Source organism: Klebsiella sp. F11 (assembly GCF_056712265.1).
In genome coordinates, this window is sequence record NZ_CM160060.1 from 1 (window position 1) to 14,711 (window position 14,711).

Annotated in this window: 13 protein-coding genes and 1 other annotated feature; of the genes, 12 read left to right on the top strand and 1 reads right to left on the bottom strand. The window is 56.9% G+C overall.

The features are described 5' to 3' along the window. The 11 genes from dnaA (at nt 1) to AC1M2H_RS00055 (ending at nt 13,650) form a co-directional block, all read left to right on the top strand. Nucleotides 1–1,404 (top strand): chromosomal replication initiator protein DnaA, encoded by a 1,404-nt coding sequence (dnaA, locus tag AC1M2H_RS00005; RefSeq protein ID WP_480149843.1) that lies wholly within the window; start codon nt 1–3, stop codon nt 1,402–1,404. 4 nt (nt 1,405–1,408) lie between these two features. Further along, nucleotides 1,409–2,509 (top strand): DNA polymerase III subunit beta, encoded by a 1,101-nt coding sequence (gene dnaN / locus AC1M2H_RS00010; RefSeq protein ID WP_076947911.1) that lies wholly within the window; start codon nt 1,409–1,411, stop codon nt 2,507–2,509. Between the two features lie 138 nt (nt 2,510–2,647). Further along, nucleotides 2,648–3,721: a DNA replication/repair protein RecF gene (gene recF, locus AC1M2H_RS00015; RefSeq protein ID WP_480149844.1), complete on the top strand. Its 1,074-nt coding sequence runs from the start codon at nt 2,648–2,650 to the stop codon at nt 3,719–3,721. 28 nt (nt 3,722–3,749) lie between these two features. Continuing rightward, entirely contained in the window at nt 3,750–6,164 is a 2,415-nt protein-coding gene (gene gyrB / locus AC1M2H_RS00020) for a DNA topoisomerase (ATP-hydrolyzing) subunit B (RefSeq protein WP_480149845.1), read from the top strand. A 210-nt stretch (nt 6,165–6,374) separates the two neighbouring features. Then, a complete protein-coding gene (gene yidA, locus AC1M2H_RS00025; RefSeq protein ID WP_045853748.1) occupies nt 6,375–7,187 on the top strand; it encodes a sugar-phosphatase in 813 nt (270 codons plus the stop codon). A gap of 247 nt (nt 7,188–7,434) precedes the next feature. Further along, nucleotides 7,435–8,124 (top strand): D-galactonate utilization transcriptional regulator DgoR, encoded by a 690-nt coding sequence (dgoR, locus tag AC1M2H_RS00030; protein WP_480149846.1) that lies wholly within the window; start codon nt 7,435–7,437, stop codon nt 8,122–8,124. Beyond that, nucleotides 8,121–9,014 (top strand): 2-dehydro-3-deoxygalactonokinase, encoded by an 894-nt coding sequence (locus AC1M2H_RS00035; protein WP_480149847.1) that lies wholly within the window; start codon nt 8,121–8,123, stop codon nt 9,012–9,014. Before dgoR ends, AC1M2H_RS00035 begins: the two co-directional genes overlap by 4 nt. An 81-nt stretch (nt 9,015–9,095) precedes the next feature. Further along, nucleotides 9,096–9,713, top strand: coding sequence for a 2-dehydro-3-deoxy-6-phosphogalactonate aldolase (locus tag AC1M2H_RS00040; RefSeq protein ID WP_426813698.1), 618 nt, complete (start codon nt 9,096–9,098; stop codon nt 9,711–9,713). Next, entirely contained in the window at nt 9,710–10,858 is a 1,149-nt protein-coding gene (gene dgoD, locus AC1M2H_RS00045) for a galactonate dehydratase (protein ID WP_480149848.1), read from the top strand. The genes AC1M2H_RS00040 and dgoD overlap by 4 nt, the downstream gene beginning before the upstream one ends. Nucleotides 10,859–11,034: 176 nt before the next feature. Beyond that, complete coding sequence (locus AC1M2H_RS00050) at nt 11,035–12,372, top strand: MFS transporter (protein WP_480149849.1); 1,338 nt, start codon at nt 11,035–11,037, stop codon at nt 12,370–12,372. 51 nt (nt 12,373–12,423) lie between these two features. Beyond that, complete coding sequence (locus AC1M2H_RS00055; protein ID WP_480149850.1) at nt 12,424–13,650, top strand: YidR family protein; 1,227 nt, start codon at nt 12,424–12,426, stop codon at nt 13,648–13,650. Nucleotide 13,651: 1 nt separating this feature from the next. Here AC1M2H_RS00055 and AC1M2H_RS00060 read toward each other — a convergent pair whose 3' ends face one another. Further along, nucleotides 13,652–13,984 carry a YceK/YidQ family lipoprotein gene (locus tag AC1M2H_RS00060; RefSeq protein ID WP_480149851.1) on the bottom strand — a complete coding sequence of 111 codons (333 nt, stop codon included), beginning with the start codon at nt 13,982–13,984 and terminating at the stop codon, nt 13,652–13,654. 239 nt (nt 13,985–14,223) lie between these two features. Beyond that, nucleotides 14,224–14,298 (top strand) — a sequence feature (ROSE (Repression Of Heat Shock gene Expression) occurs in the 5'-region of heat shock genes and acts as an RNA thermometer to modulate expression.). On the opposite strand from AC1M2H_RS00060, the gene ibpA reads away from it, so the two are divergent. Beyond that, a complete protein-coding gene (gene ibpA / locus AC1M2H_RS00065; RefSeq protein WP_480149852.1) occupies nt 14,292–14,705 on the top strand; it encodes a small heat shock chaperone IbpA in 414 nt (137 codons plus the stop codon). It overlaps the preceding feature by 7 nt. Nucleotides 14,706–14,711: the final 6 nt, after the last annotated feature.

The window sequence follows — 14,711 nt, forward strand, 5'->3', positions numbered from 1 at the left end:
GTGTCACTTTCGCTTTGGCAGCAGTGTCTTGCCCGATTGCAGGATGAGTTACCAGCCACAGAATTCAGTATGTGGATACGCCCGTTGCAGGCGGAACTGAGCGATAACACGCTGGCACTGTATGCGCCAAACCGTTTTGTGCTCGATTGGGTAAGGGATAAATACCTCAATAATATCAATGGACTCCTCAATGATTTTTGCGGTGCTGATGCCCCACAGCTGCGGTTTGAAGTCGGCACTAAACCGGCGGTACAGCCGCAGCGCGGCGCGGTAAACAACGTCGCGGCAGCCGTGCCGGCCGCGCAGGTGCAGATGGCGCGCGCTGCGCCGGCTATCGTGCGTCCGGGCTGGGATAACGTCCCGGCTCCGGCGGAACCGACCTACCGCTCCAACGTCAACGTCAAGCATACCTTTGATAACTTTGTCGAAGGTAAGTCTAACCAGCTGGCCCGCGCGGCGGCGCGTCAGGTTGCGGATAACCCGGGCGGCGCCTACAACCCGCTGTTCCTTTATGGCGGCACCGGTTTGGGTAAAACCCACCTTTTGCACGCGGTCGGTAACGGCATCGTTGCGCGTAAACCGAACGCCAAAGTGGTCTATATGCACTCCGAGCGCTTTGTTCAGGACATGGTTAAGGCCTTGCAGAACAACGCCATCGAAGAGTTTAAGCGCTACTACCGCTCCGTCGACGCCCTTTTGATCGATGATATTCAGTTCTTTGCTAATAAAGAGCGTTCGCAGGAAGAGTTTTTCCACACCTTCAACGCCCTGCTCGAAGGCAATCAGCAGATCATTCTCACCTCGGATCGCTATCCGAAAGAGATCAATGGCGTTGAGGATCGTCTGAAATCACGCTTCGGCTGGGGGCTGACGGTGGCGATCGAGCCGCCGGAGCTGGAAACCCGCGTGGCGATCCTGATGAAAAAAGCGGACGAAAACGACATTCGTCTGCCGGGGGAAGTGGCCTTCTTTATTGCCAAGCGCCTACGTTCCAACGTCCGCGAGCTGGAAGGGGCGCTGAACCGCGTCATCGCGAACGCCAACTTTACCGGCCGGGCGATTACCATCGATTTCGTGCGCGAAGCGCTGCGCGATCTGCTGGCGCTTCAGGAAAAGCTGGTCACTATCGACAATATTCAGAAGACGGTGGCGGAGTATTACAAAATTAAGGTAGCGGACCTGCTGTCTAAACGCCGCTCCCGTTCGGTGGCGCGTCCTCGTCAGATGGCGATGGCGCTGGCCAAAGAGCTGACCAACCATAGTTTGCCGGAAATCGGCGACGCGTTTGGCGGCCGCGACCATACCACCGTGCTGCACGCCTGTCGTAAGATTGAGCAGCTGCGTGAAGAAAGCCACGATATCAAAGAAGATTTTTCCAATTTAATCAGAATATTATCCTCGTGACGCTATGAAATTTACCGTAGAACGTGAACATTTATTAAAACCGCTGCAACAGGTAAGCGGCCCGTTAGGTGGTCGTCCGACGCTGCCTATTCTCGGTAACCTGCTGCTTCAGGTCTCGGAAGGCGCGCTGTCGCTCACCGGCACGGACCTGGAGATGGAAATGGTGGCGCGCGTTGCGCTGATGCAACCGCATGAAACGGGCGCAACGACGGTTCCGGCGCGTAAATTCTTTGATATCTGCCGCGGCCTGCCTGAAGGGGCGGAGATCGCGGTGCAGCTGGAAGGCGATCGGATGTTGGTGCGCTCCGGGCGCAGCCGCTTCTCGCTATCGACGCTGCCTGCCGCCGATTTCCCGAATCTCGACGACTGGCAGAGCGAAGTTGAATTCACCCTGCCGCAGGCGACGATGAAGCGCCTGATTGAAGCCACCCAGTTTTCAATGGCCCATCAGGACGTCCGCTATTACTTAAACGGAATGCTGTTTGAAACCGAAGGCGACGAACTGCGCACCGTGGCTACCGACGGGCACCGCCTGGCGGTCTGCTCGATGCCGCTGGGCGAATCGCTGCCAAACCATTCGGTGATCGTGCCGCGTAAAGGGGTGATTGAGCTGATGCGCATGCTCGACGGCGGCGATACGCCGCTGCGCGTGCAGATTGGCAGCAACAACATCCGCGCCCACGTTGGCGACTTCATCTTTACCTCGAAGCTGGTTGATGGCCGTTTCCCTGACTACCGCCGCGTATTGCCGAAAAATCCCGATAAGCACCTGGACGCCGGCTGCGATATCCTCAAGCAGGCGTTTGCCCGGGCGGCGATTTTGTCGAACGAGAAGTTCCGCGGCGTGCGTCTGTACGTCAGCGAAAATCAGCTGAAAATCACCGCCAACAACCCGGAGCAGGAAGAGGCGGAAGAGATCCTCGACGTTTCCTACTCCGGCAGCGAAATGGAAATCGGCTTTAACGTCAGCTACGTGCTGGACGTGCTGAATGCGCTGAAGTGCGAAAACGTGCGTATTTTGCTGACCGATTCGGTGTCGAGCGTGCAGATTGAGGATGCGGCGTCGCAATCGGCAGCCTACGTCGTCATGCCCATGAGGTTGTAGAAAATATCGGGCTATCTTACTTGTTATTCTGGCTCCGGGCAGTGCTCGCAATCCTCGCGTACTTTAGTACGCTCCGGTTGCTGCGCGCTGGCCGTAACCAGACTAACTGCGACGATAACGCCCTGGCTATGAGCTGATATGTCGCTATCTCGACTTCTGATTAAAGACTTCCGCAATATCGAAAATGCGGATCTCGCCCTATCCCCCGGCTTTAACTTCCTGGTTGGCGCCAACGGCAGCGGCAAAACCAGCGTGCTGGAAGCTATTTATACGCTCGGCCACGGCCGGGCGTTTCGCAGTTTGCAGATTGGTCGCGTCATCCGCCACGAGCAGGAGTCGTTTGTGCTGCACGGGCGCCTACAGGACGCAGAGCGTGAGGTCGCCATCGGCCTGACCAAAGACAAGCTGGGCGACAGCAAGGTTCGTATTGACGGTACCGATGGGCACAAGGTCGCCGAGCTGGCGCATTTAATGCCGATGCAGCTGATTACGCCGGAAGGGTTTACTTTGCTCAATGGCGGACCCAAATACCGTAGAGCCTTCCTTGACTGGGGATGCTTTCACAATGAAGCCGGGTTTTTTACCGCCTGGAGCAACCTGAAGCGCCTGCTGAAGCAGCGCAACGCCGCGCTGCGTCAGGTCGGCCGCTATGCGCAAATTCGGCCCTGGGATCTGGAGCTGATCCCGCTGGCGGAGCAGATTAGCCGCTGGCGCGCCGATTACAGCGCCGCTATCGTCGAAGACATGGCGGATACCTGTAAGCAGTTTTTACCTGAATTCTCTCTGACCTTCTCTTTCCAGCGCGGCTGGGAAAAAGAAACGGATTACGCCGAGGTGCTGGAGAGAAACTTCGAGCGTGACCGCATGCTGACCTACACCGCCCACGGCCCGCACAAAGCGGATTTCCGCATACGCGCCGATGGTGCGCCGGTCGAAGATACCTTGTCACGCGGACAGCTCAAACTCCTGATGTGTGCGCTACGGCTGGCACAGGGCGAGTTTTTAACCCGCGAAAGCGGGAGACGCTGTCTGTATTTGATAGATGATTTTGCCTCGGAACTTGATGACGCGCGGCGCGGGCTGCTTGCCAGCCGCTTAAAAGCCACGCAGTCGCAGGTTTTCGTCAGCGCAATAAGCGCTGAGCACGTAATGGACATGTCGGACAAAAATTCGAAGATGTTCACCGTGGAAAAGGGTAAAATAACGGATTAACCCAAGATTAAATGAGCGAGAAACGTTGATGTCGAATTCTTATGACTCCTCCAGTATCAAAGTCCTGAAAGGGCTGGATGCGGTGCGTAAGCGCCCGGGTATGTATATCGGCGACACGGATGACGGCACCGGTCTGCACCACATGGTATTCGAGGTTGTGGATAACGCTATCGACGAAGCGCTCGCAGGGTACTGTAAAGACATCGTTGTCACCATCCATAGCGATAACTCCGTCTCCGTACAGGATGATGGCCGCGGCATCCCGACCGGCATTCACCCGGAAGAGGGCGTATCGGCGGCAGAGGTCATCATGACCGTACTGCACGCGGGCGGTAAATTCGATGATAACTCCTATAAAGTTTCCGGCGGCCTGCACGGCGTGGGCGTTTCCGTGGTTAACGCCCTGTCGCAGAAGCTGGAGCTGGTGATTCAGCGCGATAATAAAGTTCACCGTCAGCTGTACGCCCACGGCGTGCCGCAGGCGCCGCTGACCGTGACCGGCGATACCGAAAAAACCGGCACCATGGTACGTTTCTGGCCGAGCTATGAAACCTTCACCAACGTGATCGAGTTCGAATATGAGATTCTGGCAAAACGCCTGCGCGAGCTGTCGTTCCTGAACTCCGGCGTCTCCATCCGCCTGCGCGACAAGCGCGATGGCAAGGAAGACCACTTCCACTACGAAGGCGGCATCAAGGCGTTCGTTGAGTATCTCAACAAGAACAAAACGCCAATTCACCCGAATATCTTCTATTTCTCCACCGAAAAAGACGGTATCGGCGTTGAAGTTGCGCTGCAGTGGAACGACGGCTTCCAGGAAAATATCTACTGCTTCACCAACAACATTCCGCAGCGCGACGGCGGGACTCACCTTGCGGGCTTCCGCGCGGCGATGACCCGTACCCTGAACGCCTACATGGATAAAGAAGGCTACAGCAAAAAGGCTAAAGTCAGCGCCACCGGCGACGACGCCCGCGAAGGCCTGATTGCCGTCGTTTCCGTGAAAGTACCGGATCCTAAGTTCTCCTCGCAGACCAAAGACAAGCTGGTCTCCTCCGAGGTGAAATCAGCGGTAGAGCAGCAGATGAACGAGCTGCTGAATGAATACCTGCTGGAAAACCCGTCCGACGCCAAAATCGTAGTGGGCAAAATTATCGATGCCGCGCGCGCGCGCGAAGCGGCACGCCGCGCCCGTGAGATGACCCGTCGTAAAGGCGCGCTGGACCTGGCTGGCCTGCCTGGCAAGCTGGCTGACTGTCAGGAACGCGACCCGGCGCTCTCCGAACTGTACCTCGTGGAAGGGGACTCCGCGGGCGGTTCTGCCAAGCAGGGCCGTAACCGTAAAAACCAGGCTATCCTGCCGCTGAAGGGTAAAATCCTCAACGTCGAGAAGGCCCGTTTTGACAAGATGCTCTCTTCTCAGGAAGTCGCGACGCTGATTACCGCCCTGGGCTGCGGTATCGGCCGCGATGAGTACAACCCGGATAAGCTGCGCTATCACAGCATCATCATCATGACCGATGCGGACGTCGATGGTTCGCACATTCGTACCCTGCTGCTGACCTTCTTCTACCGTCAGATGCCGGAAATCGTTGAGCGTGGCCACGTCTATATTGCGCAGCCGCCGCTGTACAAAGTGAAGAAAGGCAAGCAGGAACAGTACATTAAAGACGATGAAGCGATGGATCAGTACCAGATCTCCATCGCCCTCGATGGCGCTACCCTGCACACTAACGCCAGCGCCCCGGCCCTGGCCGGCGAAGCGTTAGAGAAGCTGGTTGCTGAGTTCAACGCCACGCAGAAAATGATTGGCCGCATGGAGCGTCGCTTCCCGAAAACGATGCTGAAAGAGCTTATCTACCAGCCAACGCTGAGCGAAGCCGAGCTTTCTGACGAGCAGGCCGTTACGCGCTGGGTGAATGCGCTGGTAACCGATCTGAATGAGAAAGAGCAGCACGGTAGCCTGTGGAAATTCGACATTCACGAAAACAGCGAACAGCAGCTGTTTGAGCCGATTGTTCGCGTCCGTACCCACGGCGTAGATACCGATTATCCGCTGGATCATGAGTTTGTGACCGGCGGCGAGTACCGTCGTATCTGCACCCTGGGTGAGAAGCTGCGCGGCCTGGTCGAAGACGACGCGTTTATCGAACGCGGCGAACGCCGTCAGCCGGTTGCCAGCTTCGAGCAGGCGCTGGAGTGGCTGGTGAAAGAGTCCCGTCGCGGCCTGGCTATCCAGCGCTATAAAGGTCTGGGCGAGATGAACCCGGATCAGCTGTGGGAAACCACCATGGACCCGGATAGCCGCCGTATGCTGCGCGTCACCGTTAAGGACGCGATCGCCGCTGACCAGCTGTTCACCACCCTGATGGGCGACGCCGTTGAACCGCGCCGCGCCTTTATCGAAGAAAACGCCCTGAAAGCGGCAAATATCGATATCTAAGCCGCAGATTCCCCGGTCTGGCGCTTCGCTGACCGGGGTAGGCGTTTGATAAACCCGGATCGCACGCTCAACGGCGTCATCCGGGTTTTTTTACGCAGGAAAAGGGGAATCTCTCCTGCCAAACCATCCTCGTTTTCCCTGGTTTCTGTTGCTGTTTTTTGAGCGGAATCGCGTTAGCATGAGTCAGGACTCATCTTACCTGGGGATCTCATGGCCATTAAACTGATTGCAATTGATATGGACGGCACGCTTCTGCTGCCGGACCATACCATCTCTCCTGCCGTTAAAACCGCGATTGCCGCGGCGCGCGCGCGCGGCGTCAACGTGGTTCTGACCACCGGTCGGCCGTATGCCGGCGTGCACAGCTACCTGAAAGAACTGCACATGGAGCAGCCGGGAGACTACTGCATCACCTACAACGGTGCGTTAGTGCAGAAGGCCAGCGACGGCAGCACCGTTGCGCAAACGGCGCTGAGCTATGATGACTACCGCTATCTGGAACAGCTTTCCCGCGACGTCGGCTCCCACTTCCACGCGCTTGACCGCAATACGCTGTATACCGCTAACCGCGATGTAAGCTACTACACGGTGCATGAATCCTACGTTGCAACCATCCCGCTGGTCTTCTGTGAAGCCGAAAATATGGATCCCAACATCCAGCTGCTGAAGGTGATGATGATTGATGAGCCGGTGATTCTGGACCAGGCCATCGCCCGCATTCCGGCAGAAGTGAAAGAGAAATATACCGTGCTGAAAAGCGCGCCATACTTCCTTGAGATCCTCGATAAGCGCGTCAATAAAGGCACCGGAGTGAAGTCGCTGGCCGATGCGCTGAATATCAAGCAGGAAGAGATCATGGCGATTGGCGATCAGGAAAATGATATTGCGATGATCGAGTTCGCCGGCGTCGGCGTGGCGATGGATAACGCGATACCGACCGTTAAAGAAGCGGCAAACTTTATTACCAAATCAAACCTTGAAGACGGCGTGGCGTATGCCATTGAAAAATATGTTCTAAATTAAGCCCTCTTCCCTGGAAATCAGCCCGCGACCCTCGCGGGTTTTTTTATGCCTGCCGTTTCCCCGCCATTAATATTCTTATCATCAATTGTCGTTTTTGTGATCTAAATTGTAGTACAACACGGTATTGTTGTACTACATTGTGGTCACGGGCAATGATGAGTGCTATCACGTTAGTACTACAAAGTTGAGGCGAAATCCGGCGGTCACGGTAAAGTAGAGCAGTACATACAGAGCACAAGGACTCTCCATGACTCTCAATAAAACCGATCGCATCGTTATCACGCTGGGCAAGCAGATCGTCAGCGGCAAATACGTTCCCGGCTCGGCGCTGCCGGCGGAAGCGGAGCTGTGTGAAGAGTTTGAAACCTCACGCAACATTATTCGCGAAGTGTTTCGCTCCCTGATGGCCAAGCGGCTGATAGAAATGAAGCGCTATCGCGGCGCCTTCGTCGCACCGCGTAACCACTGGAACTACCTGGATACTGAGGTGCTGCAGTGGGTGCTGGAGAATGATTACGACCCGCGCCTGATTGGCGCGATGAGCGAAGTGCGAAACCTGGTAGAGCCGGCCATCGCCCGTTGGGCGGCGGAACGCGCAACCTCGGGCGATTTAGCGCAAATCGAAGACGCGCTCAACGAGATGATTGCCAATAACCAGGACCGGGACGCCTTTAACGAAGCCGACATTCGCTATCACGAAGCGGTGCTGCAGTCGGTACATAACCCGGTGTTACAGCAGCTGAGCGTGGCAATCAGCTCGCTGCAGAGAGCGGTATTTGAACGAACCTGGATGGGCGATGAAGGCAACATGCCGAAGACCCTCCAGGAACATAAGGCGCTGTTTGATGCCATCCGGCATCAGGATAGCGAAGCGGCGGAGCAGGCGGCGCTCACCATGATCGCCAGCTCAACACGAAGGCTGAAGGAAATCACATGACATCACGCTACATCGCAATTGACTGGGGATCGACCAACCTGCGCGCCTGGCTTTTTGAGGGCGACAGGTGCCTGGAGAGCAGGCGGTCGGAAGCAGGCGTCACCCGCCTCAACGGCAGGTCCCCGGCCGCGGTGTTTAGCGAGATCACCGAAAACTGGCGCGATGAAGCCACGCCGGCGGTGATGGCGGGAATGGTCGGCAGCAACGTGGGCTGGAAGATCGCCCCATATTTACCGGTTCCGGTCTATTTTTCGGCTATTTGCCAACAGTTAACCGCCGTTGGCGACAATATCTGGATCGTTCCCGGCCTTAGCGTCTCCCGGGACGATAACCGCAACGTGATGCGCGGCGAAGAGACGCAGCTGCTTGGCGCACGCGCGATCGCTCCTTCTTCCGTCTACGTGATGCCCGGCACCCACTGCAAATGGGTGCAGGCCGATGGCGAGCAAATTGTTGATTTTCGCACCGTGATGACCGGTGAACTGCATCATTTACTGCTGCAACATTCGCTGGTGGGCGCCGGCCTGCCGCAGCAGGAAACCTCTGCGGAGGCGTTTTCCGCCGGCCTCGAGCGCGGGCTGATCTCGCCCGCCGTATTAGCGCAGCTTTTTCAGGTTCGCGCTTCGCACGTGCTGGGCACGCTACCGCGCGAGCACGTCAGCGATTTTTTATCCGGTCTGCTGATTGGCGCCGAGGTTGCCACCATGAGCGAAAGCGTGATTGACCAGCAGATAACCATCGTGGCCGGAGAAGCGTTGGCGAACCGCTATCAGCAGGCGCTGGCCGCATTTGGCCGCCAGGCGACGGTTATTTCCGGCGATACGGCTTTCCAGGCGGGTATCCAGTCCATCATCCAGTCGGCCTCCTTATCGGCCGCGCCCGCTCGCTGAATTGAGCCGGCGACCGGGGATGCCCGGGCCCGCTGTCCCGACGCAGTCTGAATGATTTTGTCTAAATAAGGAGCATCGCATATGCAGTGGCAAACTAAGCTTCCGCTGATCGCTATTCTGCGCGGCATCACGCCGGAAGAGGCGCTGGCGCACGTTGGCGCCGTTATCGACGCGGGCTTCGATGCCGTCGAAATTCCGCTGAATTCTCCCCGCTGGCAGCAAAGTATTCCGGCCATCGTCGAGGCGTTTGGCGATCGGGCGCTGATTGGCGCAGGCACCGTGCTGCAGCCGGAGCAGGTTGACGAGCTGGCGAAGATGGGCTGTCGGCTAATCGTTACGCCCAATATTCACGCTGAGGTCATTCGCCGCGCGGTGGGCTACGGCATGACCGTTTGCCCCGGATGCGCTACCGCCACGGAGGCTTTCACCGCGCTCGATGCGGGGGCCGGCGCGCTGAAGGTGTTCCCGTCCTCCGCGTTTGGCCCGGATTATATCAAGGCGCTGAAGGCTGTTTTACCGCCAGAGGTTCCCGTCTTCGCCGTCGGTGGCGTAACGCCGGAGAACCTGGCGCAATGGATTGATGCCGGCTGTGCCGGCGCCGGGCTGGGGAGCGATCTTTATCGCGCCGGACAGTCCGTCGAGCGCACCGCGCAGCAGGCGGCCGCATTTGTTAAAGCGTATCGAGAGGCAGTGCAATGAAAATAACCAAACTGACTACTTACCGTTTACCTCCGCGGTGGATGTTCCTGAAAATTGAAACCGATGAAGGCGTCGTTGGCTGGGGCGAGCCGGTCATTGAAGGGCGCGCGCGTACCGTCGAAGCGGCGGTGCACGAGCTGGGGGAGTACCTGATTGGCCAGGACCCGGCGCGTATTAACGACCTGTGGCAGGTGATGTACCGGGCCGGCTTCTATCGCGGCGGCCCCATTTTGATGAGCGCCATTGCCGGCATCGATCAGGCGCTGTGGGATATCAAAGGCAAAGTGCTCAATGCTCCGGTATGGCAGCTGATGGGAGGCCTGGTGCGCGACAAAATTAAAGCCTACAGCTGGGTCGGCGGCGATCGCCCGGCGGAAGTTATCGATGGTATTAAAAAGCTGCGCGGGATTGGTTTTGATACCTTCAAATTAAACGGCTGCGAAGAGATGGGGGTTATTGATAATTCCCGCGCGGTAGACGCAGCGGTCAATACCGTGGCGCAAATTCGCGAAGCCTTCGGCAATGAAATTGAGTTTGGTCTTGATTTCCACGGCCGCGTCAGCGCGCCGATGGCCAGGGTGCTGATTAAAGAGCTGGAACCGTATCGCCCGCTATTTATTGAGGAACCGGTGCTGGCAGAGCAGGCGGAATATTATCCGAAACTGGCGGCGCAAACCCATATTCCACTCGCGGCGGGTGAACGTATGTTCTCGCGCTTCGAATTCAAGCGGGTATTGGAAGCGGGCGGTCTGGCCATTCTGCAGCCGGACCTGTCGCATGCGGGCGGCATTACCGAATGCTATAAAATTGCCGGCATGGCTGAGGCCTATGATGTGGCGCTGGCGCCGCACTGCCCGCTGGGTCCGATCGCCCTGGCCGCCTGCCTGCACGTCGATTTCGTCTCACGCAATGCGGTTCTCCAGGAGCAAAGCATGGGTATCCACTACAACAAGGGCGCGGAGCTGCTCGACTTTGTGAAAAATAAAGAAGACTTCAGTATGGAAGGCGGCTTCTTTAAACCGTTAATGAAGCCTGGGCTGGGAGTGGAAATTGACGAAGCCAGAGTGATTGAGCTCAGTAAAAATGCGCCGGACTGGCGTAACCCATTGTGGCGTCATGAGGATGGTTCCGTCGCCGAATGGTAATGTCCGTCATACTTTGTACCGGTGATGCGTTGGCTGTATTTTCTTACCCCAGTCACATACAAACGTATGCTCCTGGGAATGCGAAAATTCGCCGCCTTTCCCCGGCACAAATTATTTAGCGCATTACGCTTAAGCTATTAAAAAAAATTCAAATAAACCCTCTGTAATTACAGGGCATGGTGAGCGGTTTCGCTATGCCCAAAATCTGGAGACAGATTGCTATGGATATATCAGTGACAGCTGCAAAAACCGGGCGCCGTCGTTATTTGACGCTGGTTATGATCTTTATTACCGTTGTTATTTGCTACGTTGACCGGGCTAACCTTGCCGTCGCGTCAGCGCATATTCAGGAAGAGTTTGGGATTAGCAAAACGGAAATGGGCTATATTTTTTCTGCTTTTGCCTGGCTATATACGCTGTGTCAAATTCCCGGCGGTTGGTTCCTCGACCGCGTCGGTTCGCGAATGACCTACTTTATTGCCATTTTTGGCTGGTCGGTGGCGACGCTATTTCAGGGCTTTGCCACGGGGCTGATGTCGCTGATTGGTCTGCGAGCGATTACGGGCGTGTTTGAAGCCCCGGCTTTCCCGACCAATAACCGCATGGTGACCAGCTGGTTCCCGGAGCATGAGCGCGCATCGGCGGTCGGCTTCTATACCTCCGGTCAGTTTGTTGGGCTGGCGTTCCTGACGCCGCTGCTGATCTGGATCCAGGAGCTGCTGAGCTGGCACTGGGTGTTCATCGTCACCGGCGCTATCGGTATTGTCTGGTCGTTAGTTTGGTTCAAGGTTTACCAGCCTCCGCGCCTGACTAAAAGCATCAGCAAAGCCGAGCTGGACTATATCCGCGACGGCGGCGGCCTGGTGGACGGCGATGCGCCGGTCCAAAAAGAGGCGCGACAGTCGATGACCGCGGCCGACTGGAAGCTGGTATTCCATCGTAAGCTGGTCGGCGTCTACCTCGGGCAGTTTGCCGTCACCTCCACGCTGTGGTTTTTCCTGACCTGGTTCCCCAACTACCTGACTCAGGAAAAGGGGATTACCGCGCTAAAAGCGGGCTTTATGACCACGGTGCCGTTCCTTGCCGCGTTCGTTGGCGTGCTGCTCTCGGGCTGGCTGGCGGACAGGCTGGTGCGAAAAGGCGTGTCGCTGGGCGCCGCGCGTAAAACGCCCATTATCTGTGGATTGCTGATCTCGACCTGTATTATCGGCGCGAATTACACCAACGATCCGGTATGGATTATGACCCTGATGGCCATCGCCTTCTTCGGTAACGGCTTTGCTTCTATCACCTGGTCACTGGTGTCATCGCTGGCGCCGATGCGCCTGATTGGCCTGACCGGCGGCGTGTTTAACTTTGTCGGCGGTCTGGGCGGGATTACCGTTCCGCTGGTTATTGGCTATCTGGCGCAGGGATATGGCTTTGCTCCTGCTCTGGTTTATATTGCCGTCGTGGCTCTGATTGGCGCGCTTTCCTACATTGTGCTGGTGGGCGATATTAAACGTGTAGGCTAATTCTTGCCGATACTATACCCTGATGCGAACGCCGTGCATCAGGGTAGTCCTATGAAACAAATCACTTTTGCCTCTCGTCATCATCAGTTGACCAATACGCGCGTCTGGACTGCGGACAGCCAGTGGCTGGTTTTTGACGTCCGCCCTTCCGGGGCCTCCTTCACCGGGGAGACGATTGAGCGGGTCAACGTCCACACCGGCGCGGTAGAGACTATCTATCGCGCGCAACAGGGCGCTCACGTTGGGGTGGTGACCGTTCATCCGACGAAAGATGCCTACGTCTTTATTCACGGGCCTGAACGGCCGGACGAAAGCTGGCATTATGATTTCCACCACCGCCGCGGCGTAGTGTCGTTTCAGGGCGAGTGTCATAACCTCGACGCGATGGATATCACCGCACCTTATACCGCGGGCGCGCTGCGCGGCGGTAGCCACGTCCACGTTTACAGCCCTGACGGCCAGCGGGTGAGCTTTACCTATAACGATCACGTGCTGCACGAGCGCTCGCTGGCGCTGGATCTGCGCAACGTTGGGGTGGCCGTGCCCTATGGCCCGGTGGTACCGCGTGGACAGCATCCGCGTGAATATGGCGGCAGCCACTGGTGCGTGCTGGTCAGCCGGACGACGGCTGAGCCGACGCCGGGCAGCGATGAAATCAACCGCGCCTATGAAGAGGGCTGGGTCGGTAACCATGCCCTGGCCTTTATTGGCGACACGCTATCGGCAGAGGGGGAAAAGGTTCCCGAGCTGTTTATCGTCGCCCTGCCGGAGAGCGAACAAGGCTGGAAGCTGCAGGGCGATGCGCCGCTGGCGGGAACCGATACGATGCTCCCCGCGCCGCCGGCCGGAGTGATGCAGCGGCGCCTGACCTTTACCCATGACCGTCGCTATCCGGGATTAGCCACCGCGCCGCGCCACTGGGTGCGGGCTAATCCGCAGGCGACGGAGATTGCGTTTCTGATGCGCGATGACGCCGGCGTGGTTCAGCTGTGGCTGATTTCGCCGCAGGGTAGCAGCCTGCGACAGCTCACCGCTAATCGTTCCGATATTCAGTCTGCGTTTAACTGGCACCCGTCGGGCGAATGGCTGGGATTCGTGCTGGATAATCGGATTGCGCTTTGTGACGCCCGGTCGGGCGCGGTAACCTTTTTAACGGCCGAGGGGGAAAGCGCGCCTTCGGCGGATGCGATCGTCTTTTCGCCGGATGGCAAATATCTGGCATGGATGGCGGAGGTGGACGGCTATCGTCAGCTGTGGACCACCGAGGTTACGCGTTAGATCAAGGATTTGGCATTGACGCTGGCGGGATAACCGAATTGGTCGCCAGCGACTCTTGTTCGCTTTTTTCTACGCGCGATTTTATCGAGCTATCGGTACGGAACATATCCCACGGCAGCAGCAGCGTATCCATCACCGCGGTGAGGGGCATATCCAGCGCTACCAGGGATTTGGTGCCCCAGTTGGCATCGCTGTTGCCCAGCATCTGCGCGCTGGCTCGCGTTCCCGGGTAGGTTCCTTCCTTGCCGCCGGTATGAGACATCACGCTGGAGCAACCGCTCAAGCCTACCATTCCACCGAACAGGACCAGCTTTAACAGACCGCTTTTCATCATTCTTCCATTATTGTTTCGGGCATTGAGATAACCATTTATCGGTTATATCGGGCCATCCTCTGAATGCATAGCGTTATTACGCCGCACTGTGGCAGGCATCGCATTTTGCTTTTTGTGCTACCCCCAGTCTAAGCAATCGTCGGCAAACTGCAAAAAAAATTGCGGCATTCGTCTTGAAAAACGCGCCGGGAAACCCATTTTAGAAACGTGGCCCAATGAGAATACGCCTGCGGGGTATTCCGGGTAATAACGACCTGTCCATGATGGAAGGTCATAAAATTCTCGCTGATTTCAGGAGCTATTTATTATGCGTAATTTCGATCTCTCTCCGCTGTATCGTTCTGCTATTGGTTTTGACCGCCTTTTTAATCTGTTAGAAAACAATCAGAGCCAAAGTAATGGCGGCTACCCTCCGTACAACGTTGAGCTGGTAGACGAAAACCATTATCGCATTGCGATCGCCGTTGCCGGCTTTGCCGAAAGCGAACTGGAGATCACCGCCCAGGATAATCTGCTGATCGTCAAAGGCGCCCATGCCGGCGAGCCGCAAGAGCGTACCTACCTCTATCAGGGCATTGCCGAGCGCAACTTTGAGCGTAAATTCCAGATCGCGGAAAACATCCACATCCGCGGCGCGAACCTGGTGAACGGTCTGCTGTATATCGAACTGGAACGCGTGATCCCGGAAGCGGATAAACCGCGCCGTATCGAAATCAACTAATCCCGT